Source organism: Curtobacterium sp. UNCCL17, from assembly GCF_000686685.1.
Taxonomy (GTDB): Bacteria; Actinomycetota; Actinomycetes; order Actinomycetales; family Microbacteriaceae; genus Curtobacterium; species Curtobacterium flaccumfaciens.
The window spans coordinates 248,634-270,069 of sequence record NZ_KK366001.1 but is presented as its reverse complement, the minus strand read 5'-3'; the positions used below and the strand labels follow the sequence as shown (position 1 = coordinate 270,069).

Here is a 21,436-nt window from a genome sequence, read left to right as displayed (position 1 = left end):
CTCGTGCTCAGGCCTCGATGTTGTCCCAGCCGTCGGGGCCGACGGACCCGGCGGCGTACTCGTCGAGGGGCGCCTTGCCGGCCTTCCACGCGTCGAGGAACGGCCCGACGACCTTCCAGCCCTGCACGGCGCTGTCCCCGCGGACCGACAGCGTGGCGTCACCCTCGAGCACGCCGGCCAGCACCTCGCCGTACGCGCTCAGACGCCCGGGGTTGAAGGTCACCTCGAGGCTCGTGTGGTCGATCGTGTACGGGTCACCGGCGCCGTTGACGTTGAGCTCGAGCTGCATCTCGTCCGGGGCGATCCAGATGCGCAGCCGGTCGGGCAGCTCGGTGCCGGTGAGCCCCTCGGGCACGTGCGGGGAGTCCTTGAACGTGATGACGATCTCGCGGCGCTGCGCGGCGAGCGCCTTGCCGGACCGCAGGGTGAACGGGACGCCGGCCCAGCGCCAGTTCGCGATCTCCAGGGTGAGCTGAGCGAGGGTCTCGGTGCCGAGCGACGGGTCCACGCCGTCCTCGTCGACGTACGACGGCAGCTGGCGGTCCCCGACGGTGCCGGCGGTGTACCGGGCGCGCTTGCCCGCGGTGACGACGTCGCCGCCCCACGGCCGGACGGCCCGCAGCACGAGCTCCTTCTGGGTGCGCAGGTCGTCGGCCTTGATCGAGGCGGGGGCCTCCATCGCGACGACGGCCATCACCTGCAGCAGGTGGCTCTGGATCATGTCGGTGAGCGCCCCGGCCTTGTCGTAGTAGCGCGCCCGGCCCTCGAGCCCGAGGGTCTCGTCGTAGACGATGTCGACGCGCTCGACGTGCTGCGACGACAGCAGCGGCTCGATGATGCGGTTGGCGAAGCGCAGCCCGAGCAGGTTGAGCACGGTGGAGCGGCCGAGGAAGTGGTCGACGCGGTGGATGCGCTCCTCGGGGATGAACGAGTGCAGCAGGTCGTTGAGGTGCGAGGCGCTGTCGGCGTCGGTGCCGAACGGCTTCTCGAGCGCCAGGCGGGTGCCGGCGGGCAGGTCGAGGTGGGCGAGCTGCTCGCAGCTCTTCTCGGTGACCGCCGGCGGCAGTGCGAAGTAGATCGCGGGGTCGTGCTCGCACGCGGCGAGCAGTGCCCGCAGGTCGTCCGGGTCCGTGACGTCGGCCTTCCGGTAGGTCGAGGCGTCGACCACGGCCTGCAGTCGGTCCGGCAGTGACGTCTCCCCCGAGGCGCCCTCGTCCTCCTCGTTCTTGGACGCCTGCGCGTTCTCGAAGGACTCGCGCACCTGCGCCTTCCAGTCGGCGTCGGACAGGTCCTCGACACCGGCCCCGACGAGCTGGACGTCCCAGTCGTCCTTCACCTGGAGCAGGGTGGCGAGGCCGGGCAGGAGCAGGCGCTTGGACAGGTCGCCGCTGGCTCCGAGGATGAGCAGGCTGGTCTGGAGGCTCGACATGCACCAGACCGTACTCACCGTCCCCCGGGGACGGCCGGGCCGCTACGGTGGTGTCAGTCCGGCGCGAGGGAGCACCATGAGCAGTGGGTACGAAGGGCGACGCCTCCGTGTCGCCGTGGTCGGGACGGGCATGATCGCCGGGGTCCACGCCCGGGCGGCCCGGGCCTCCGGTGCCGAGGTGCTCGGTGTGCTCGGCCGGAACGCCGCCCGGTCGGAGCAGGTGGCGGCGCAGCTCGACCTGCCCCGTGGCTACGCCTCCCTCGACGAGGTCATCGCCGACGCCCCGGACGTCGTGCACATCTGCACCCCGAACGACCAGCACCACCCGCAGGCGCTCGCGGTGATCGCGGCCGGCATCAACGTGGTGTGCGAGAAGCCCCTGGCGATCGACCCCGCGCAGGCCGCCGAACTCGTCGCCGCCGCTGCCGAGGCCGGTGTCGTGGCCACGGTGCCGTTCGTGTACCGGTACCACCCGATGGTCCGCGAGATCCGGGCGCGCATCGCCGACGGGGAGCTCGGCCGGCTGCTCGCGGTGCACGGCCACTACCTGCAGGACTGGATGCTCGACGAGGACGCCTCGAGCTGGCGGGTCGACCCGACCTCGAGCGGGCTGTCCCGCGCGTTCGCGGACATCGGCTCGCACTGGTGCGACCTGGTCGAGTTCGTGACGGGTGAGCGCTTCGCCTCGGTGTCCGCGGCGACCGACATCGTCTACCCGACCCGGCCGGCCGCGTCCGGTCCGTCGTTCTCCGGCTCCCCGGACCCGGACCCGGTGGCCGACGCGGCCGAACGCGCCGAGGTCACCACCGAGGACACCGCCGTCGCCACCTTCCGCACGGCCACGGGCCGCATCGGCAACGTCGTGATCTCGCAGGTCGCCTCGGGCCGCAAGAACCGCCTGTGGTTCGAGGTCGACGGCACCCGCGGCAGCGCGGCGTTCGACCAGGAGCAGCCCGAGTCGGCCTGGTTCGGGAACGAGCGCGGCGCGCAGATCGTGGTCCGCGACCCGTCGCAGGGGTACCCGGACCAGCGCCGGCTGGCGATCGTGCCGGCCGGGCACCCGCAGGGGTACCTCGACGCCTTCGCCGCCTTCGTCGCCGACACCTACACCGCGGTCCGCACCGGGGTGGCCCCCGACGGGTTGCCGACCTTCGCGGACGGCGCCCGCTCCGCGGACATCATCGAGGCCGTGATCGGCAGCGCGGCCGAGACGACCTGGCGGGAGATCCGGTGAAGCTCGGCATGCTGACCGCCTGCCTGCCCGGCTGGTCGCTCGACCGGATCGCCGGGTTCGCCCAGCAGCAGGGGTACGAGCGGCTCGAGGTCGCCGTCTGGCCGGGCACCGGCGGCCGTGACTTCGAGGCGGCGCACCTGCCGGTCGCCACGTTCACCGACGAGGACGCCCTGGCCACCCGCGACCTGCTCGACCGCACCGGGCTCGAGATCTCCGCGCTCGCCTACTACGAGAACAACCTGCACCGGGACCTCGAGCACCGTGCCGCGGTGCGGACCCACCTCGAGCACGCGATCGACACCGCGCAGACGCTCGGCATCCCGTACGTCGGCACCTTCATCGGGCGCGACACCACGAAGTCCGTCCGCGAGAACATGGCCGAGGGGAACCGGGTCCTGCCCGAGCTCGTCGACTACGCCGGCGAGCGCGGTGTGCGGCTGGTCATCGAGAACTGCGTGATGGAGGGCTGGCACCCGGACGGGTACCCCGGCAACCTCGCGTACTCCCCCGAGCTCTGGGGTTGGGTGACCGGTCTGGGCTTCGGGCTGAACTGGGACCCGTCGCACCTGACGTGGATCGGCATCGACCCGGTCGAGACGATCCTGCCGTTCGCCGAGCACATCGTGCACGCCCAGGCGAAGGACCTGGAGCTCTTCCCCGAGCGGCGCAACGAGTACGGGTTCTTCGGCAAGGTCGACAAGGGCGACGACCCGTGGGACATGGGCTGGTGGCGGTTCCGCGTGCCGGGCCGTGGTGTCGTGGACTGGCCGCGCGTCGTCGACCGCCTCTACGAGGCGGGCTTCGACGGCACGCTGAGCGTCGAGCACGAGGACCCGCTCTGGGGCGGCACCGACGACAGGGTGCTCGAAGGGCTGCGCATCGCGCACCGCACGCTGCGTCCGCTGATCGCGCAGGAGCCGTAGCCGGTACCGAGCAGGAGCCGACACCGAGCACCGGCCAGCACAGGGCCCTGGTCTGGAGGCCCAGATCACGTGACCGACGTCGGTCACGTGATCCGCGACTCCAGGCCGGTGCCTGTGAACGGACCCGTGCGCGCCCGCGCACGCTGGTGCCATGAGCACGACCGTGAGCGACTTCGTCATCGACCGCATCAAGGCGTGGGGGGTCTCCCGCGTGTTCGGGTACCCCGGCGACGGGATCGGCGCCTTCGACGGCGCGCTCGGCAAGGCGGCGTCGACGGGCGACGGCCTGGAGTACGTCCGCCCCACGCACGAGGAGATCGCGGCGCTGATGGCGACCGCGCACGCGAAGTTCACCGGCGAGGTCGGGGTCTGCGTCGCGACGTCGAGTCCCGGTGCCTTCCACCTGCTGAACGGGCTGTACGACGCGCAGATGGACAACCAGCCGGTGGTGGCGATCGTCGGCCAGCAGGGGCTCGCGGCGATGGGGTCGTTCACGCAGCAGGAGTCGAACCTGGAGCGCGTGTTCGCCGACGTCGCCTGCTACGTGCAGACGGTGGCCACGCCCGAGGCCGTCGGTGTGGTGCTCGACACCGCGTTCCGCACCGCGTCGCTGCGCAAGCAGCCGGCCGTCGTCGTGCTGCCCCACGACGTGCAGGCGATGACGTACGACGCACCGCCGCTGGAGCACTGGGCCTCGCGGTCGAGCGACGTCCCCGCGTCCACCCGGATCACGCCGCCCGCCGACGAGGTCCGGAAGATGGCGGAGATCATCAACGCCGGGTCGAAGGTGACGTTCCTGGTCGGTGCGGGCGCGCGCGGTGCGACGGCCCAGGTGCTCGCCGCCGCCGAGAAGGCGGGCGCGGGGATCATCACGGCGCTCCGTGGCAAGGACGTGATCCCGTCCGACGTGCCGTACCACTCGCAGCAGCTCGGGCTGCTCGGGTCGCTGCCGTCGCTGCACCAGATCCGCGACTGCGACACCCTCGTGCTGCTCGGCACGAACTACCCGTACGGCGAGTACATGCCGAAGTCGGGGCAGGCCCGGGGCATCCAGGTCGACATCAAGCCGGAGCAGCTCGGCCTGCGGTACCCGACCGAGCTGAACCTGTGGGGCGACGTCGGCTCGACCCTCGACGCCGTGCTCCCGCTGCTCGAGCAGAAGACCGACAGGTCCTTCCAGCAGACCGTCGCCCACGAGATGCGCGAGTGGGAGTCGGAGATGCGTGCGCAGTCCGAGGTCGCCTACGACGACGGGGTGAACCCGCGCCGGGTGATCCAGGCCGTGAACGACCGACTGCCCGACGGCGTCACGGTCACCGCGGACGCCGGCACGACCGCCGACTGGTACGGCCACCACATCCGGCTGCGCGAGGGCATGCGCGGCGACATGTCCGGCCGGCTCGCGACGATGCTCGCGGCCATGCCGTACGCGGTGACGGCGAAGTTCGCGTTCCCGGACCGTCCGGCGGTGTGCACGATCGGCGACGGTGCCTTCCAGATGCTCGGCATGAACGAAGCTGATCACCGTGAAGAAGTACCTGGCGGCGTGGCCGAACCAGCAGCTCGTCATCGTGGTCATGCACAACGACGATCTCGGCCAGGTGTCGTGGGAGATGCGCACCGAGGACGGCAACCCGATGTGGCGCGGCTCGCAGGACGTCGAGTCGATCGACTACGCCGGGTACGCGACGCTGCTCGGGTTCCAGGGCATCGCCGTGCACGAGGACTCCGAGGTCGAGGCCGCGGTCGATCGGGCGTTCGCCCACCAGGGGGTGACCCTCATCGACGCGTACGTCAGCCGGAGCGTCCCGCCGCTGCCCCCGCACATCACGAAGGAGTACGCGATCAACACGGCGAAGAGCCTGCTGAAGGGCGACCCGGTCGAGTTCGACGTGGTGAAGGACTCCGCCAAGGCGATGGCGACCGAGGTCACCGAGCGGGTGAAGGGCGCCCTCGGCCGCGACTGAACCGGATCGGGCGGGCCCAGGGGGAAGGCCGTGTGAACGTCGTGTGACGACTTGCGACGGGGTCTGGCGAGTCGCCTGTGCGTCTTCGTAGGTTCGACGGCGATGAACACTTCCCACACCACCGGAACCGACGGTGCGACGACCCGACGACGCCTCGGCGCCGGCGCGGCCCTCGCCACCGCCGGGGTCCTGGTCGCACTCTCCGTCCCGTCCGCAGCCGTCGCCGCCGAGGGCGACACGACGATCGACATCATCGACGTCAACGACTTCCACGGTCGCATCGAGTCCGAGGGCACCGCCGCCGACAAGGCCGCCGGCGCCGCGAAGCTCGCCGGCGTCGTGCAGTCGTACCGCGAGGCCAACCCGAACACGATCTTCGCCAGCGTCGGCGACAACGTGGGCGCCTCGACCTTCACCTCGCTCATCCAGCAGGACTCCCCCACGATCGACGCCCTGAACGCCATGGACCTCGACGTCAGCGCGATCGGCAACCACGAGCTCGACAAGGGCCAGGACGACCTGAAGAACCGCATCGACGACCGCGCCGACTGGCCGTACGTCTCGGCGAACATCGTCAAGGCCGGCACCACCGACCCCGCGTTCACGCCGTACTCCATCGTGGAGAAGGGCGGCGTCAAGGTCGGCTTCATCGGCGCGACCACCGAGGACCTCATCCCCGGGCTCGTCAGCCCCGGCGGGGTCGAGGGCCTCGCGATGGCCCCGATCGTCAGCCAGGTCAACCGGTACGCCGTGCAGCTCACCGACGGCCGGGACGACAACGGCGAGGCCGACGTGCTCGTCCTGCTCGTGCACGAGGGCGCCACCACGAGCGCGCTCGCCGACGCCACCGGCACCGGTGCCTTCGGCAAGATCACCGCCGGCGTCTCGTCGAAGGTCTCGGCCATCGTCTCGGCGCACACCCACGCGACCTACAACCACTCCATCGCCGGACCCGACGGCACGAAGCGTCCGGTGATCCAGGCCGGGTCCTACGGGGTGAACCTCGGACACCTGCAGCTCACCGTGGACGCGGACAAGCAGCTCACCGGCATCACGTCCTCGGTCACCTCCGTCAACGAGGACAAGCGTGTCCCCGCTGACACCACCTCGGTGACCGAGGTGAGCGACATCGTGACCGCCGCGAAGGCCGTTGCCGACGTCAAGGGCGGCGAGAAGCTCGGCGAGATCACGGGTGACCTGCGTCGCGCCGTGCAGTCCGACCGCAAGGCCGAGAACCGCGGTGGCGAGTCCGTGCTCGGCAACTACATCGCCGAGGTCCAGCGCAGCGCGACCGCCCGCAACGGCTCGAAGGTCGCCTTCATGAACCCGGGCGGCCTCCGCACCGACATGGTCTACGCGTCCAGCGGCGCCGGCGACCCCGACGGCACCGTCACCTACAAGGAGGCCGCACTCGTCCAGCCGTTCGCCAACACCCTGGTGACGAAGGACATGACCGGCCAGCAGATCAAGAACGCCCTCGAGCAGCAGTGGCAGCCGGACGGCCTCGAGCGTCCGTTCCTGAAGCTCGGCGTCTCGGACGGCTTCGCGTACACCTACGACCCGTCGAAGGGCCGCGGCGAGCGCATCACCGGCATGACCCTCGACGGCGAGCCGATCGCGCTGACCGACACCCTCAAGGTGACCGTCAACTCGTTCCTGTCGACCGGTGGCGACAACTTCGCCGCCTTCGCGACCGGCACGAACGTCGCCGACTCCGGCCAGGTCGACCTGCAGGCCCAGGTGGACTACTTCGTGGCGAACAAGAAGGTCACACCCCAGGTCGACCAGCGCGCCGTCGGCGTCACGGTCACGCCGACCCCGGCCGGTGGGTTCCAGCCCGGTGACGAGATCGAGCTCGACCTGTCGTCGCTCGTGTTCAGCAGCGAGGACCCCGCGAAGGCCGGCACCGTCTCGGTCAGCGCGGACGGCAAGGAGCTGGCGTCGTCGGCGATCGACCCGACGATCACCGACAAGAACGACGAGCAGGGTCGCGCGACCCTGACCGTCACGGTCCCCGAGATCGAGGCCCCGGCGGCACGCGCCGCCGCCCGCACCGCCGGCTCCGTCTCGCTCGCCGCGGTGGCCGAGCCCGTCGCCACGACGGACGCACCGCTCGTGGTCACCCTGCCCGGCCAGACCATCACCCTCGCCGTGACGATCCCGGTCGCCGCAGCGGTCGACCCGACGGACCCGACCGACCCCACCGACCCCACGGACCCGACGGACCCGGTTGACCCGACCCCGGGCACGGGCGGCGGGGTCACCCCCGGCCCCGGCGCGGGTGGCGCTGATGACGCCGGCATCGGCGGCGTCGGCGGGACCGACGACGACCCGCGCGCCGGTGGCGACCTCGCCTACACGGGTGCGGACCTCACCGCTCCGGCGATCGCGGCGGGCCTGCTCCTGCTCGCCGGGATCACGGCGCTCGTGGTCCTCCGCCGCAACCGCGCACGACGTGCCGCGACGGTCCTGACGGACTGACCCGGAGCCTGCGGGCACACACGCGAACGGGCCGTCTCACCCTGGTGAGGCGGCCCGTTCGCGTCGGTCAGGAGGCCCGGCACAGCTCCGGCGCACGCGTCGCGCGACCCGGCGGTCACGGTTGCTGTCCCATCCCGGTCGATCACTGCGGATCCGCGGATCCGCGGGGTACTCTCGGGGTTGTCGCACCGCGACGCGTCGTGCCGGGTCGCTTTCAGCAAGTCGACGGTGGTTCCGTTCGGCGAGACTCCGCGACGCGGGCGTCCTCCGCCTCCAGGGAAACGGCGGAGGGCGCCCACTCCGGCGGGTCAGCGACTCAGTTCACCGGAACAGCTGCTCGCCGATGTACGAGCCCTTGCGGGGTGCCGGCGGGACGGCGAACACCGCGGAGCCGATGTGCGAGACGTACTCGTTCAGCCGGTCCGAGGCGCCGAGCTTCCGCTGCAGCCGCGTGAAGTGGTCCGGGTCGTTCACGTAGGCGATGAACAGCAGCCCGGCGTCGAGCTGGCCGTACTCGTTGAGCCCGTCGGTGTAGTTGTACGGCCGCCGCAGGATCTTCACGCCGCCGTTCGCCTCGTGCGCTGCGAGGGCGATGTGCGACGTCGCGTCGATCTTCGTCGCACCGTCGTCGTCCTTCGCGTGGAAGTCCGGCGTGGTGTGCTCCTGTCCGCCGGAGAGCGGTGCGCCCTGGATCTTCGTCCGCCCGAACACCCGCTGCTGGTCGCTGACGACGTCGGCATCCCAGGTCTCGATGTTCATCCGGATCTTCCGCACCACCTGGTAGCTGCCGCCCGCCATCCACCCGGCGTCGCGGTCGAGCCAGACGAACCGGTCGTGGTCGGCGTCGGTCGTGATGTTCCGCGTGCCGTCCTTGAACCCCATCAGGTTGCGGGGCGTGCTCTGGTGCGGTCCCGCCGATGCCCGGCCGAAGCCGAGCACGGTCCAGCGGACGGTCGCGGTGCCGCGGGCCATCCGTGCCAGGTCGCGCACCGCGTGGTACGCCACCTGGGGGTCGTCGGCGCAGGCCTGCAGGGACAGGTCGCCGCCGGTCAGCCCCTGCTGCAGGTTGTCGCTCGGCAGCGTCGGGATGTCGGCGAGCGACGCCGGGCGCCGGTCGGCCAGCCCGAAGCGCTCGTCGAAGACGCCGGGGCCGAGCCCCACCGTGACGGTCAGGGACGCGGGCCCGAGGTCGAGCGCCTCGCCGGTGTCGGCGCCGACCCCGTTGCCGTGCGCCGGTTCGACGCTGCCGACGGTCTTGCCGGCCTGCAGCTGGGCGATCGCGGCCGACCAGCGGGCGAGGAGCACCTGCAGGTCGGTCGTGACGGTGGTCGACAGGTCGAACGTCATGTAGACGCAGTACCGCTGCGGGGTGGTGCGGATCCCGCCCTGCGGCTGCCGTGCCGCGGTGGCGTAGAACGGCTGGCTCTGCGACAGGTCGATCGACTCATCACCGTTCGTCGCCGCCGTGAACGGGTTCACGCCGGTCGCCGCGGTGGCGCCGCCGATGCCCGTTGCGGCGCCGACCCCGGCACCGGCCACGGCCAGGCCCGCGCCGAACAGCCCGCGGCGGGAGACGTTCGCCCGGGGTGCCTCGTCCGGCTCGGTCACGCGGTCGCGACCTTCTCGGCCAGGCGGGACAGCGGGTCCTGGAGCGCCTGGATCTGCTGCGAGATCGTGTTCGCGTCGGACTTCTTGGTGGCGGCGTCCCAGCTGGCGAAGCCGCCCAGGTCATCGGCGTCGCGGTAGCCGTCCATCAGCGTGTTCGTGGCGTCGAACTGCTTCGCGATCTGCTTCGTCAGGGTCGGGTCGAGCTTGGTCAGCCCCGGCTTGAGGTACGCGAAGGCCTGACGGGCACCCTCGACGTTGGCGGCGAGGTCGACGAGGTCGATGTGGCTGTACGCCTCTTCCTCGCCGGTGATCTTGTTCGACTGCACCTCTTCGAGCAGCCCGGCGGCACCGTTCGCCAGGTCCTCCGGCTTGTAGTCCAGGGTCGGCACGAGCTTCGCGAGCAGCTGCACGTCCTCGGTCAGGTCCGCGGCGGTCTGCTTGGTCGACGCGGTGATCTTCCCGGCCTGGAACAGGTCCTTCTCGACGGCGTGGAACCCGCTCCAGCCGACGGCCGGGTCGAGGTTCGAGGCGCGCATGTCGATCAGGTAGTCGAGGTTGCCCGCGTTGTCGGTGGCCTTGAACCCCTTCTTGACGAAGCCGTCGACGTCGCTCTCGACGTGCTCGTAGAACGGGCGGGCGTTCGCGTAGTCGGTCTTCGCCGCGTCGAGGTCACCGGCGTCGATGTCCTTCTGCAGCTGCTGGACCGCGGCGACCATGTCGGTCACCTGGCCGTCGACGTAGGTCGCGTAGCCCTTCGTCCCGTCGCGGAGCAGGGTCGAGGCGCTGCTGTTCGCGGTCGACGCGGCCTTGCCGGTGACGGTGAAGTCCGTCAGCTCGGTCTCGGCGCCGGGGCAGTACACCTGGTACTTCCCGCCGGTCAGCGTGGCGGTGAAGCGGACGGCGTCGAGGCCGGGCGCCAGGTTCTCCTTCTCGCCGAGGATCCGCTGGTCCTGCAGCAGCTCGACCTCGGTGATCGCGGTCGACGACTCGTTCTTCACCGTGAAGGTGACGGGGCCCGCGGGGACCTTCGTCGAGGACACCGCACAGGCGTCCTGCCCGTCGTTGGTGAGCGTGATGGTGACGCGGGAGACCTTCGCGTCGCCGGAGCCGGAGCCGCCGGCCTCAGCGGACCCACCGGCGCAACCGGTGAGTGCGAGGGCGGTGACGGCGCCGAGGGCGCCCAGGGTGATCAGGGGTCGGACGGGCTTACCGAAGGACATGGTCGGTGCTCCTTGCAGGGTCCGCGGCCGGAGGGCCACGAGCGGGGACGGGTTCGGGGGTGGGGACGGTGGGGAGTCGCCGGCGACGGCGGTCACGGAGGGCCAGCAGCGCCTGCACGGCGGCCGCGGCGCCGAGGGCGATCGGCAGCCAGGCCTTCCAGAGCAGCAGGTCGGCTGATCGCGAGTCCGCAGCGGCCACCGAGGCGGCCGACCGCTCGACGCGGGCGTCGGGGACGGACCAGACGGTGCGGTCCAGGGTCGTGGTTCGCGCGGACGGGAGGCCCCCACCGCTCAGCGTCAGCACCTCGCGTTCGTCGCGGGTCGCGTCCAGGACCCCACCGCGGACCGTCCACAGGGTCACCGTGTCGCGCACGGCCCAGCGGGCCGCGAACGGACCGGGGTTCGTCGACGGGGAGACCCCGACGGGCAGGCGGCCGAACAGGGTGACGAGGTCGTCCAGGGTCAGCGTCGACGGACGGTCGGCACCGCTCCCCTGCCCACCGGCCCCGTCCTGCACACCGGCGCCGTCCTGCACGACGCGCCACCGGTCGGCGGTCACGCCCGCGCGGGTGACGCGGCGGTGGGCCGACGTCGGCAGGGTGATCCGGGCCTCCTGGCCGGTTCCGGCGCCGGCCACCCGCAGGACACCGGACGCACCGTCGACGCTGGCGGAGACGGAGCTGGCGTCGCCGCTGACCGCGGTCGTGCGGGGCAGGTCGACCCCGCCCGTCGGCACGGCGATCGCGAGCGCCGCTGCGGCCACGGCGAGAGCACCGGCGACGACGGCGCGCACCCGGGGCACGCGGTCCGGCGACGGACGCCAGGCGCGCGGCCAGAGGGTCAGGGCCAGCACCGGGACGACGTAGAGGAACCAGCCGAGCACCTCGATGACCCGCGGGTCCGGCGGGATGCCGAGCACGCCGGTGACCAGGGCGCCCTGCACCGAACCGTTCGGGGCGAGCCACGACAGGTCGACGGTGCGCTGCTGGCCGATGACGATCCAGCCGGCCTCGTGCGCGCGGCGGAGGACGGTCAGCACCAGGCCGCCGGCGACGAAGACCAGGAAGACCCCGGTGCCGGTGAAGAACCGCGACAGGTTGAGGCGGACGCCACCGGTGTAGATGCCGAAGCCGACGACGACCGCGGCCGCGATGCCGATCACGGCACCCAGGGCGGCGAGGCCGGTGTCCGACGACGCCTGGAACGTGGCGAGGAGGAACACCGAGGTCTCGAAGCCCTCCTTCAGGACGGCGAGGAACGCCATGCCGGCGAGTGCCCAGGCGGTGCCCCGGCCGAGCGCCGCGGTGGCACTGGCCTCGAGGTCGGCCGTCAGGGTGCGCGCGTGCGTGCGCATCCACACGATCATGCCCGTGACGAAGACGACGGCGACGATGCCGATGACCGCCTCCATGCCCTCCTGCTGAGCCTGCGGCAGCGCCTGCTCGACAGCCTGCAGCCCGAAGCCGACGGCGATGCTGAGCAGCACCGCGAGCCCGACGCCCGACCACATCGGGGTGAGCGGGACGCGGTTGCGACGCAGGAACGCGGCGATGATGCCGACGATGAGCGTGGCTTCGAGGCCTTCACGGAGACCGATGACGAGAGTGGCGAGCATGACGAAGGTGAGGCTAACCTAACCGCCGAACGGCCCGCCAGTCGTGCGACGTGATGTTTGATGGTTCTCATGAACCTGCTGTCCGTCGACGGCCTGGCGTCGGTCACGAACGTGCTCGACCTCGCCGGGGTCTTCGCGTCCGCCCTGCTCGGCGGCTCCATCGCCCGCGCGATGGACTTCGACCTGTTCGGGTTCCTGGTCGTCGGGTTCGTCTCCGGACTCGGCGGCGGGATGCTCCGCGACACCCTGCTGCAGAACGGACCACCCGTCGCGCTCGTCGACCCGCTGTACGTGCCGGTCGCCGTCGCCGGGGCGCTCATCGCGTTCCTCGTGTCGTTCTCCGAGGTGACGTGGGACCGGTTGTTCACCGTGCTCGACGCCGCCGTGATCGGGTTCTGGGCCGTGGTCGGCGTGCAGCGGACCTACGACGCCGGGCTCGAATGGCCGGCCGCGATCATCATGGGGACCATCACCGCGGTCGGCGGCGGGGCCATGCGCGACCTGCTGCTGCGGCGGGTGCCGGCGGTGTTCGGCGGGAACGCGCTGTACGCCACCGTGGCCGTCGCCGCGTCGGCCGTGATGGTGATCGCCTCGGCGCTCGGGTCGCCGTCGCTCGGTATCCTGCTCGCGATCACCCTGTCGCTCGGGCTCCGCTGGGGAGCGGTCCGCCGCGGCTGGGGGCTGCCGAACGGCCGTGAGTGGCAGCCGAAGTCGACCCTGGGTTCGCTGCTCCGGCGGGGTCGGAGCCTGCGACCGGACGCGCTCCGGTTGCTCCGGCGTCCGGGCCGTCGGACCGGCGCCGGCAGTGTCCGGGAAGAGCACGAGGACTGAGGGGCTGTCATCCGCGGCGTCGCGACGCTACGATCAGTACCGCCGGGTATCGTCCTGGCAGTTCTACCGGGGATGATCCCGGTGAACGCTGTCCGCACAGCACCGACGCGACCCGAACGCGCCGGTTCCGAGCAGACGTGGGGATGGGGGCTTCGCTGATGCCGCGCGGGATCAGACGCGCGGCGCGGCAGGTCTCCACCACGATGCTCTCCCCGACGACCACCAGCACAGGTCGGAGCAACAACCGATGAGCGACGACGCTTCCCCCACCCAGCGCATCCCGCGTGCCGAGGTCCGGGAACGCCTGCTCGCCGCCGGAGCCGCGGTCTTCGCCGAACAGGGTGTGTACGGCGCCCGGCTCGACGACGTCGCCGCGCGCGCGGGGTTCAGCAAGGGTGCGGTCTACTCGAACTTCTCGTCCAAGGAAGACCTGCTCGCGCAGGTCATGCAGCGGTCCACGAACCTGGTGCTCGGCTCGCTGCAGGAGCTCGTGCACGCCGACATCGCCGCCGTCGACGTCGGGGACGTCCTGCGCGCTGCGTTCGGCCAGCACGACCAGAGCGAGCAGTTCGCGCTGCTCTCAGCGTTCCGCGGGTACGCCGTGCGCCACCCGGAGTTCCTGCCCGAGTTCATCCGGCAGCGCCGGGTCCTGCAGGACGGGGTGCTCGAGCTGGTGCGGCTGTGGCTCGGTGCCCACCCCGAGGTCGACGTCGGCATGACCCCGGAGGAGTTCGCGACCGTGCTCATCGGGGCGAACGTCGGCCTGGTGTTCGACGCGCCGGCGGTGCCCGGGGTCGACCCGGGCGAGCTCGTCGCGACGCTGGTCGAGGCGGTCGTCCGCCGGCGCTGACGCCCGGCGCGGCGCCCCGCTCGAACGGTGCGAGGTTCCGTAGTCCGTGCGGGGCCGCGCCGGTCGCACGGAGTACGGAACCTCGCACCACTCGGCGCACCCCTCGCACGGTGCGAGGCTCGCACGGTGCGCACGCGCGCTCGCGTCAGGCCGTGCGACGATCGCGACGGCGGGGCTTCGGCCCGTCGTGGGACCAGGCGGACGACGGCAGCAGGCTCGGCGGCAGCAGGCGCGACCGGACGACTCGCAGGGTGGGCACCGACGCGTCGAGAGCGGCACGAGCTTCGCGGACGTGACGCGCCAACGCCGAAGTGTCCACCGAGGCGACCCCGTCGGCGGCGAAGCGCTCCCGGTCGACCGCGTCGACCGTGGCCTCGAGGTGGGGCACGACCGACGCCGGCAACCCGGGCCGGAGTCGTCCGAGCACGGCTCGGGCGGTCCGGGCCACGGCGGCGGCATCACCCGGCGGCGCGATGCCCGGGGCGTACCCGTGGTCGGCGACGTCGTCGAGCAACTCCCGCCAGGCCTGCACGGCGGGCGACCGGCCGGCGGCGATCGCCGACAGCCTCGACCGGCGGCGGACTGCGCGCACGAGGCCCGGGGCGACGAGGACCGCGAGCACGAGCAGCAGGCCCACGAGCAGCCCGACGGGGCCACCTGCGTCGCCGGAGCCGGACGCACCCGCGGCACCCGGCGCCGGGGAGGCCGACGGGGTCGGCGACGCGGAATCCTGCGCCGGGGTGGTCTGCTCGGGAGCCGGCAGCGGGGTCTCCGGTGCCGCCGCGGTCGGCGAGGCCGAGGGCTCCTCGGACGGCGCGGCCTCGTCGGAGTCGGGCGTCGGCTCGAAGGCGACCCACCCCGCGCCCCGGATGTACAGCTCGGGCCAGGAGTGCAGCTGCCGGTTCGACACCGCGTACTCGCCGTCGGGCTGCGGGGACCCGGCCCGGTACCCGACCGCGATGCGCGAGGGGATGCCGAGCGTGCGGGCCATCACGGCCATCGCGGACGAGAAGTGCACGCAGTACCCGTCGCGGACCTTCAGGAACGTCGAGACGACGTCCATGCTGTCGCCGTCGTACCCCTGCTCGACGGGGGCGGTCTCGGAGTACGTGAACAGGTCGCTGCGGAACCACTGCTCGAGTGCCCGTGCCCGCCCGTAGTCGTCGGTCGCGGCTGCGGCGACCCGGGTCGCGGTGGTCGAGATGTTCGCCGGCAGGTCGTCGGGCAGGGCGAGGTCGGTGCGCAGCTGCTGGCGGCTGGGCTCCCGGAAGCCACGGCCGTCGGAGCGGGCGAGCGCCCCCGAGGCTGCGACCGCGTCGAGGTAGTCGTTGGCGAAGGTCGAGGCCCCGTAGACCTCGTACATCGCACCGCGGGCGGTCGCGGCTCCGGTCGACCGGACGGTGCTCGAGTTCCCCATCCACCGCCACTGCGACAGGTCGAGGTTGGTGGACTGCGACTCGATCGACACCGCACCCGACGGCACCGGCAGGTAGGTGCTGGACAGCCCGGTGATCCGGACGGTCACGTCGCCGCGGCTCGCGAGGCGCGGGTTGACGCCCTCGGCCCACTGCTGTTCGTCGGCCGTGTCGGCCTCGGCCGCGTTCGTCACGGTCGGCACCCAGTCCCCCGTGCCGAACTCGTCCAGGTCGGCGAGCTTGAGGTACTCGGGCTGCCCGTCCGACGAGCGGTAGCGGAACACCTCGAGCTCGCTCGGGCGGCGCAGGTCGTTGCCGAGTTCGAGCAGGGTGCCGGGCCGTCCGGGCTGGATCGGCGACTGGATCGCACCGGTCACGCCGGACAACCAGCTGGCGTTGAGCGGCACGATCGTCGGCAGCCCGATGGCCACGACGAGCCCGATCGCCCCGACCACGGCGGCCGGCAGTGCGCGCTGCACGGGGCGGACGGACAGCCAGAGCAGGGCGAGGAACGCCACCGCCGTGGCGATGACGAGCGGGGTGCCGGCGGGCTGCCCGGTGATGACACCCGGAACGATCAGGATGACGAGGGCCGGTGCCGCGGCGAGCGACGGGATCCGCGCGATGGCGGCGAGGAACAGCGAGACCGCCGCGACCCAGCCGATCGACGCGGTGACCACGAGCCGGATCGCGTCGGTCTGCGGCAGCGGTGCGGGGTTCAGGCGGATCGCGGCGAGCGTCTCCCCGAGGGCCCCGTCCGCGTCGAGCCACCCGAGCGGTTGGATGTCGTTGACCAGGGCGGCGGCGCACGAGCAGGCGATGACGGTGCCGACCAGGACGACGAAGCGGATGCCGGGCGTCTGGCGGCGCACCGCGAGCATCACGGCGACGAGCACGGCGACGACGACGACGCCCGATGCCCACCAGGCGATGCCCTGCACGAGCGGCCGGATGGCGAGTGCGGCGAGGAGCACGGGCACCGGCGCGAGGGCCACGACCCAGGCGCTCGGGACGTCACGCAGGTCGTCGTCGCGCTCGAGGATCTCGCGCACGTCGGCACGACCACGCGCGGGTGCACTCACCCCGGTCACCGTGCGGCTCCGGACGGCGTCGCGCCGACGACCGGCACCACGAGGGTCCGCCAGCCGCCACGGTCGAGGATGCCCCGCACGGCCGGGTCCGGCGGCACGATCGTCGCCAGGATGCCGCGGCTCGACCCGCTGGTCGCGCTGACGAGCTCGGCGGCTTCGTCCGCGGTGCAGGTGCCGGTCACCACGGCGGTCATGCCGTGCACGTCGCGGCCCCGGACCTCGGGCAGGACGTCGGTCACCTGTCGCGCGTCGGAGCGGAGCCGGACGTCGGCGAGCCCGACGAGCACGTCGGTGAGCCCGCCGACGTCGCCCGCGTGCCGGGTCGCGCCTTCGGGACCGTCGAACACGAGCACGACGCGGGAGGTCCGGGCGGCGAGCGCCCGGGCGACACTGGCGGCCACCACGACGGCGTGCTCGAAGGCCTGGTCGCCGCCCAGGTCGGAGAGCTCGGCGAGGTCCTCGCGACCGAGCCGCTGGTAGGACTCGCGCCGGACGTCGAGGGCGATCACGGCCTCGGGCGGCTGGGCCTGGGTGGTCTGGCGGACGTGGAGTTCACCGCGCCGTGCACTCTGGGCCCAGTGCACCCGGCGGATGGGGTCGCCCGGTCGGTACGGGCGGAGTTCGCTGTCGTCGGCGGAGCCGCCCTGTCCGACCCGGCCTTCGTCGGCCGACACCGCACCGGCGAGCGCCCCGGCGTCGATCGCCCCGAGGGGTGCCGAGGCCGGGACGACGACGACCTCTTCGGCCGGGACGACGGGACGGTCGATCCGGAGCAGGCCGAACGGGTCCTCCACCCGGATCGTCACCGGGCCGACCAGCGTCCGGCCGCGGTGCATCGCGAGCGCCTCCACGTCGAGCACGGCCGGCGGCAGGTTCGGCCCGACCTCGGCGTAGGTCTCCGCCTCGGCCAGGCTGGCGAAGGCGTCCTCGAGTTGTTCGCGCACGAGCAGCGTCGCCCTCGGGCCGATCCGCAGACTGGTGCTGCCGAGGGTGATGCGTTCCCGGTAGACCTCGCCCACCTGGACGATCGCCCGAGCGGTGCTGCGGCTGCCGCGGAGCGGGGTGGCGACCACGAACGCCATCGCGATGCCGAGCACGACCAGCACGAGCAGCAGCAGGCCGGCCGTGACGGCGACGCTCGTGGTGCCGACCAGGCCGCCGCCGACCAGGCCGATGCCGACGGCGATGACCGTCCAGCCCCGGATCGTCGGGCGCGGGAACGGGGTGCGGCGTGCCAGTGACAGCCCGCGGCGGCCGAACCGTGCCGCCGTGGACCGCGCGGCACCGACGCGTCGCAGCAGCGACGGCGGTGCCGATGGACCGGCCATCAGGAGCGGACGGGGGTGGCCGTGAACGGGATGGCGGTGTCGGAGACGATCCGGACGACGATCTCGCGCACGGTGTCCTCGCCGGTGCCGCCGAGCCCACGGGCGACCGGCACGAGCCGGTGCGCGAGCACGATCGGGGCGAGCGTCGCGACGTCGTCGGGGGTGACGAACGGGCGGCCGAGCAGGGCGGCGTGCGCACGCGCGGCCTGCGCCAGGTGCAGCGTCGCGCGGGGACTCGCACCGAGCACGAGGTCGGGGTGGGTGCGCGTCGACCGGACGATCGCGATGATGTACGCCTCGACGTCGGGGGCGATGTGCACCCCGGCGACGGTCTGGATGATCGCCCGCAGCGTGGTCACGTCGACGATCGGCCGCAGGCGCGACAGCGGGTCGCTGCCGCCGCGGTTCGCGAGCATCTGCCGTTCGGCGTCGACGCTCGGGTAGCCCATCGCGATGCGCGCCATGAAGCGATCCCGCTGCGCCTCGGGCAGCGGGTACGTGCCCTCCATGTCGATCGGGTTCTGCGTCGCGACGATCATGAACGGCCGGTCGAGCGGGCGCGTGACACCGTCGACGGTGACCTGCGACTCCGCCATCGCCTCGAGCAGGGCCGACTGGGTCTTCGGGCTGGTGCGGTTGATCTCGTCGCCGATGACCACGTTCGCGAACACCGGGCCGGGCGAGAACCGGAAGGTGCCGGACGACTGGTCGAAGATGTTCACGCCCGTGACGTCGGACGGCAGCATGTCCGAGGTGAACTGGATGCGGTTCACGGACCCGCCGACCGAGGCGCCGAGCGCCTTGGCGAGCACGGTCTTGCCGACGCCGGGGACGTCCTCGACGAGCAGGTGCCCCTCGGCGAGCATCACCGTCAGGGCCGTGCGGATGGCTTCCGCCTTGCCGTCGATCACCGTGGCGACGGAGGCCACGATGTCGTCGCCCACCGCCCGCACGTGTTCGAGCGGGAAGGCGGGGTCGGTCGGGTCCGGCACGCAGGGCTCCATCGTCGGGGACAGGTGTCGTGCATGCTACATCGGGCCGGTGACAGCACCCGGTACGGGTGCACGGACTGGTCGTTCCGCGCACCGGTGGCCGATCCGCGCGTGGTGGGGCCGGGAGGCACGACCCACCACACGCCGATCCGTCACCCCGTGCGCGGAACGGCCCACGGGCCTCCAGGCAGTGACCGGGTCAGCTGACGGACGGTCAGGACCGGGGCGCCAGCGCCGCGTCCGCGGCGCGCAGCACGCGCGCGGCGACCGCGACCCCTTCTTCGCGCCCGAGCTCGGTGTCCTCGTGCTCGATGTTCACCCACATGTCCGGGTCGATCGCACGCAGGGCCTCGAGGAACGTCGTCCAGTACACCTCGTCGTGCCCCTTGCCGAGCGCGACGAAGTCCCACGCCGACGGCTTCGGCCACTCGTTCGCCCACTCGTCGCCGCCGAGGTTCGTGCGCGACTCGTCCGGCGACAACCGGCGGAACGAGTTGTCGAGCACCCCGTTGATCGCGGCGTGCGGGTTGATCCTGACGTCCTTCGCGGCGGCGTGGAACACGAGCGGACCGAGGTCGCGGGCGACCGCCACCGGGTCCATCTGCTGCCAGAACAGGTGCGAGGCGTCGAGCTCCACCCCCACGTTGGTCAGCCCGCCGCGCTCGACGAGCTCCCGGATCGACGCCGGGTTGAACACGAGGTTCTGCGGGTGCAGCTCGAGCGCGACCTTGACGCCGTGCTCCCGGGCCAGGGCGTCGATCTCCTGCCAGAACGGCACCGCGACGCTCCACTGGTGCTCGAGGACGTCGAGCGCGGCCGAGTTCCAGGCGTTCACGATCCAGTTCGGCCGCGTCCCGCCCCGCTCCCCCGCCGGCAGCCCGGACATCGTCACGACGCGGTCCTGCCCGAGGCGGGCCGCGAGGCGGATGCTGCGCCGGACGTCCTCGGCGTGCGCGGGACCGATCGCCGGGTCGGGGTGCAGCGGGTTGCCGTTGCAGTTGAGCCCGGCGATCTCGACGCCGGTCCCCGCGAACTGCGCGAGGAACGCGTCACGCGCCCCGTCGTCCTGCAGGATCGCGTCGATGTCGGGCACGTGCACCGGGGGCAGGAACCCGCCGGTGTTCAGCTCGATGCCGGTGAGGCCGTTGGCAGCGATGACCCGGAGTGCGTCGGCGAGGGGCCGGTCGTGCAGGATCGCGTTGTAGAGACCGAGCTTCATGCCGTCACTGCTTCCTTGATCGTCTCGGTGGCGCCTCCGGCCGCTGCGGACCGTGCCACGGCGTCGAGGACCTCCATGTTGTGCACGCCGTCGTCGAACGTGGCGTTCGCGGGCAGGGCGTCGGGCACGGCGCCGGTCAGCCCGGCGATCTCGTCGAGGAACGCCCGCGCCTGGTACTCGAACATCTGGTTCTGCCCCCAGCCGACGCCAGGGGCGTCCATCGCCATGCCGCCCGCGACGTAGGGGTGGTCCGGGCCGAGCACGACCTGTCGGTACCCACCCGTGCGCGAGCCGTCGGACTGCAGCGCGAGGCCGATCTCGGAGGCGCGCTCCTGGTCCCAGCGGGCGGCGCCGCGCTCGCAGAACACCTCGATCACGAGGCCGTTCGGGTGCCCGGCCGCGACGCGGGAGGCCTCGAGCGACCCGACGACCGTGCCGTCACCGAACCGTGCGCTGAACGTGGCGTAGTCGTCGTTGCCGACGGCCGCGGTCTCACCCGTGAGCGGGACGGCCTGCCCCCGCAGGGCGTGTCCGGCGGCGACGGGGCGCTCGGTGATCGACGTGGTGAACGTCCCACCGCTGACGCTCCGGACCGGGCCGGCCAGGAACTCGGCGACGTAGGACAGGTGCGAGCCGACGTCGGCGAGCGCGCCGGACCCCGGCTCCCCCGCGAACCGCCACGAGTACGGGACGTCGGGCGAGGCGCCGTAGTCGGTCCAGTACCGGCCGGAGACGTGCAGGACCCGGCCGAGCGTGCCGTCCTCGACGAGCTCCCTGATGGCCGCGAGCCCGGGAGCCCGGCGGTAGGTGAACCCGATGCGGCCGAGCACCCCGCGCCGCTCGGCCTCGGCAGCGGCGGACGCCATCGCGCGTGCGTCGTCGAGCGAGTCGGACAGCGGCTTCTCGCACAGCACGTGCTTGCCGGCGGCGAGCAGCCCCTCGACGATCTCGCGGTGCAGGGTGTTCGCGACGACGACGCTCACCACGTCGATGTCGTCCGCCGCCGCGATGGCCCGCCAGTCGGTGTCGTGCCGCTCGTAGCCGAAGCGCCGTGCGGCCTCGGCGGCGAGGGGCTCGTAGACGTCCCCGACCGAGACGAGCCGGACCGGCGGCAGCGTCGCGGTGAAGAGGGAGGGTGCGTTCCGCCACGCAGCCATGTGGGCCTTGCCCGCCATGCCCGCGCCGATGACGGCGACGCCGATGCTGTCGCTCATGTTCTCTCCTTCGAGAAGG

The 21,436-nt window shown here is 72.4% G+C and carries 15 protein-coding genes and 1 pseudogene; 7 read left to right on the top strand and 9 right to left on the bottom strand.

From position 1 onward, the window contains the following. Positions 1 to 7: 7 nt before the first annotated feature. Positions 8 to 1,429: a glucose-6-phosphate dehydrogenase gene (locus tag BR70_RS0111115; protein WP_027466123.1), complete on the bottom strand. Its 1,422-nt coding sequence runs from the start codon at positions 1,427 to 1,429 to the stop codon at positions 8 to 10. A gap of 76 nt (positions 1,430 to 1,505) precedes the next feature. Between BR70_RS0111115 and BR70_RS0111110 the strand changes: the two genes are divergently transcribed. From BR70_RS0111110 to BR70_RS20605, 5 genes and pseudogenes are all read left to right on the top strand, one after another. Then, positions 1,506 to 2,663, top strand: a complete 1,158-nt coding sequence (locus tag BR70_RS0111110) for a Gfo/Idh/MocA family protein (RefSeq protein WP_035808774.1) — start codon at positions 1,506 to 1,508, stop codon at positions 2,661 to 2,663. Further along, positions 2,660 to 3,586: a sugar phosphate isomerase/epimerase family protein gene (locus BR70_RS0111105; protein ID WP_027466121.1), complete on the top strand. Its 927-nt coding sequence runs from the start codon at positions 2,660 to 2,662 to the stop codon at positions 3,584 to 3,586. Before BR70_RS0111110 ends, BR70_RS0111105 begins: the two co-directional genes overlap by 4 nt. A gap of 151 nt (positions 3,587 to 3,737) precedes the next feature. Further along, positions 3,738 to 5,045 (top strand): annotated as a pseudogene (locus tag BR70_RS20610) (thiamine pyrophosphate-binding protein); the annotation flags it as partial. A 118-nt stretch (positions 5,046 to 5,163) separates the two neighbouring features. Beyond that, a complete protein-coding gene (locus tag BR70_RS23855; RefSeq protein ID WP_331279986.1) occupies positions 5,164 to 5,553 on the top strand; it encodes a thiamine pyrophosphate-dependent enzyme in 390 nt (129 codons plus the stop codon). A gap of 102 nt (positions 5,554 to 5,655) precedes the next feature. Beyond that, the gene (locus tag BR70_RS20605) at positions 5,656 to 8,034 is read left to right on the top strand and encodes a bifunctional metallophosphatase/5'-nucleotidase (protein ID WP_051596853.1); all 2,379 of its coding nucleotides are present in this window, start codon (positions 5,656 to 5,658) and stop codon (positions 8,032 to 8,034) included. Positions 8,035 to 8,355: 321 nt separating this feature from the next. On the opposite strand, the gene efeB is transcribed toward BR70_RS20605, so the two are convergent. From efeB to efeU, 3 genes are read right to left on the bottom strand one after another with little or no spacing between them, the layout of a single operon-like run. Next, positions 8,356 to 9,642: an iron uptake transporter deferrochelatase/peroxidase subunit gene (gene efeB, locus BR70_RS0111090; RefSeq protein WP_027466120.1), complete on the bottom strand. Its 1,287-nt coding sequence runs from the start codon at positions 9,640 to 9,642 to the stop codon at positions 8,356 to 8,358. Continuing rightward, positions 9,639 to 10,862 carry an iron uptake system protein EfeO gene (efeO, locus tag BR70_RS0111085; protein WP_027466119.1) on the bottom strand — a complete coding sequence of 408 codons (1,224 nt, stop codon included), beginning with the start codon at positions 10,860 to 10,862 and terminating at the stop codon, positions 9,639 to 9,641. The genes efeB and efeO overlap by 4 nt, the downstream gene beginning before the upstream one ends. Then, positions 10,849 to 12,477 (bottom strand): iron uptake transporter permease EfeU, encoded by a 1,629-nt coding sequence (gene efeU / locus BR70_RS20600; RefSeq protein ID WP_051596852.1) that lies wholly within the window; start codon positions 12,475 to 12,477, stop codon positions 10,849 to 10,851. The genes efeO and efeU overlap by 14 nt, the downstream gene beginning before the upstream one ends. A 69-nt stretch (positions 12,478 to 12,546) precedes the next feature. Here efeU and BR70_RS0111075 point away from each other — a divergent pair, with 69 nt between their 5' ends. Beyond that, complete coding sequence (locus BR70_RS0111075; protein ID WP_027466118.1) at positions 12,547 to 13,308, top strand: trimeric intracellular cation channel family protein; 762 nt, start codon at positions 12,547 to 12,549, stop codon at positions 13,306 to 13,308. A gap of 247 nt (positions 13,309 to 13,555) precedes the next feature. After that, positions 13,556 to 14,158, top strand: coding sequence for a TetR/AcrR family transcriptional regulator (locus tag BR70_RS20595; RefSeq protein ID WP_051596851.1), 603 nt, complete (start codon positions 13,556 to 13,558; stop codon positions 14,156 to 14,158). A 145-nt stretch (positions 14,159 to 14,303) separates the two neighbouring features. On the opposite strand, the gene BR70_RS0111065 is transcribed toward BR70_RS20595, so the two are convergent. The 5 genes from BR70_RS0111065 to BR70_RS0111045 all read right to left on the bottom strand — a co-directional run bounded on the left by BR70_RS0111065 (position 14,304) and on the right by BR70_RS0111045 (position 21,417). Next, entirely contained in the window at positions 14,304 to 16,655 is a 2,352-nt protein-coding gene (locus BR70_RS0111065; protein WP_155896869.1) for a transglutaminase TgpA family protein, read from the bottom strand. 5 nt (positions 16,656 to 16,660) lie between these two features. After that, positions 16,661 to 17,992 (bottom strand): DUF58 domain-containing protein, encoded by a 1,332-nt coding sequence (locus tag BR70_RS0111060; protein WP_027466116.1) that lies wholly within the window; start codon positions 17,990 to 17,992, stop codon positions 16,661 to 16,663. Continuing rightward, a complete protein-coding gene (locus BR70_RS0111055) occupies positions 17,992 to 18,996 on the bottom strand; it encodes an AAA family ATPase (protein ID WP_051596850.1) in 1,005 nt (334 codons plus the stop codon). The genes BR70_RS0111060 and BR70_RS0111055 overlap by 1 nt, the downstream gene beginning before the upstream one ends. A gap of 202 nt (positions 18,997 to 19,198) precedes the next feature. Further along, positions 19,199 to 20,203, bottom strand: a complete 1,005-nt coding sequence (locus BR70_RS0111050; protein WP_027466114.1) for a sugar phosphate isomerase/epimerase family protein — start codon at positions 20,201 to 20,203, stop codon at positions 19,199 to 19,201. Next, a complete protein-coding gene (locus tag BR70_RS0111045) occupies positions 20,200 to 21,417 on the bottom strand; it encodes a Gfo/Idh/MocA family protein (RefSeq protein ID WP_027466113.1) in 1,218 nt (405 codons plus the stop codon). Before BR70_RS0111045 ends, BR70_RS0111050 begins: the two co-directional genes overlap by 4 nt. Positions 21,418 to 21,436: the final 19 nt, after the last annotated feature.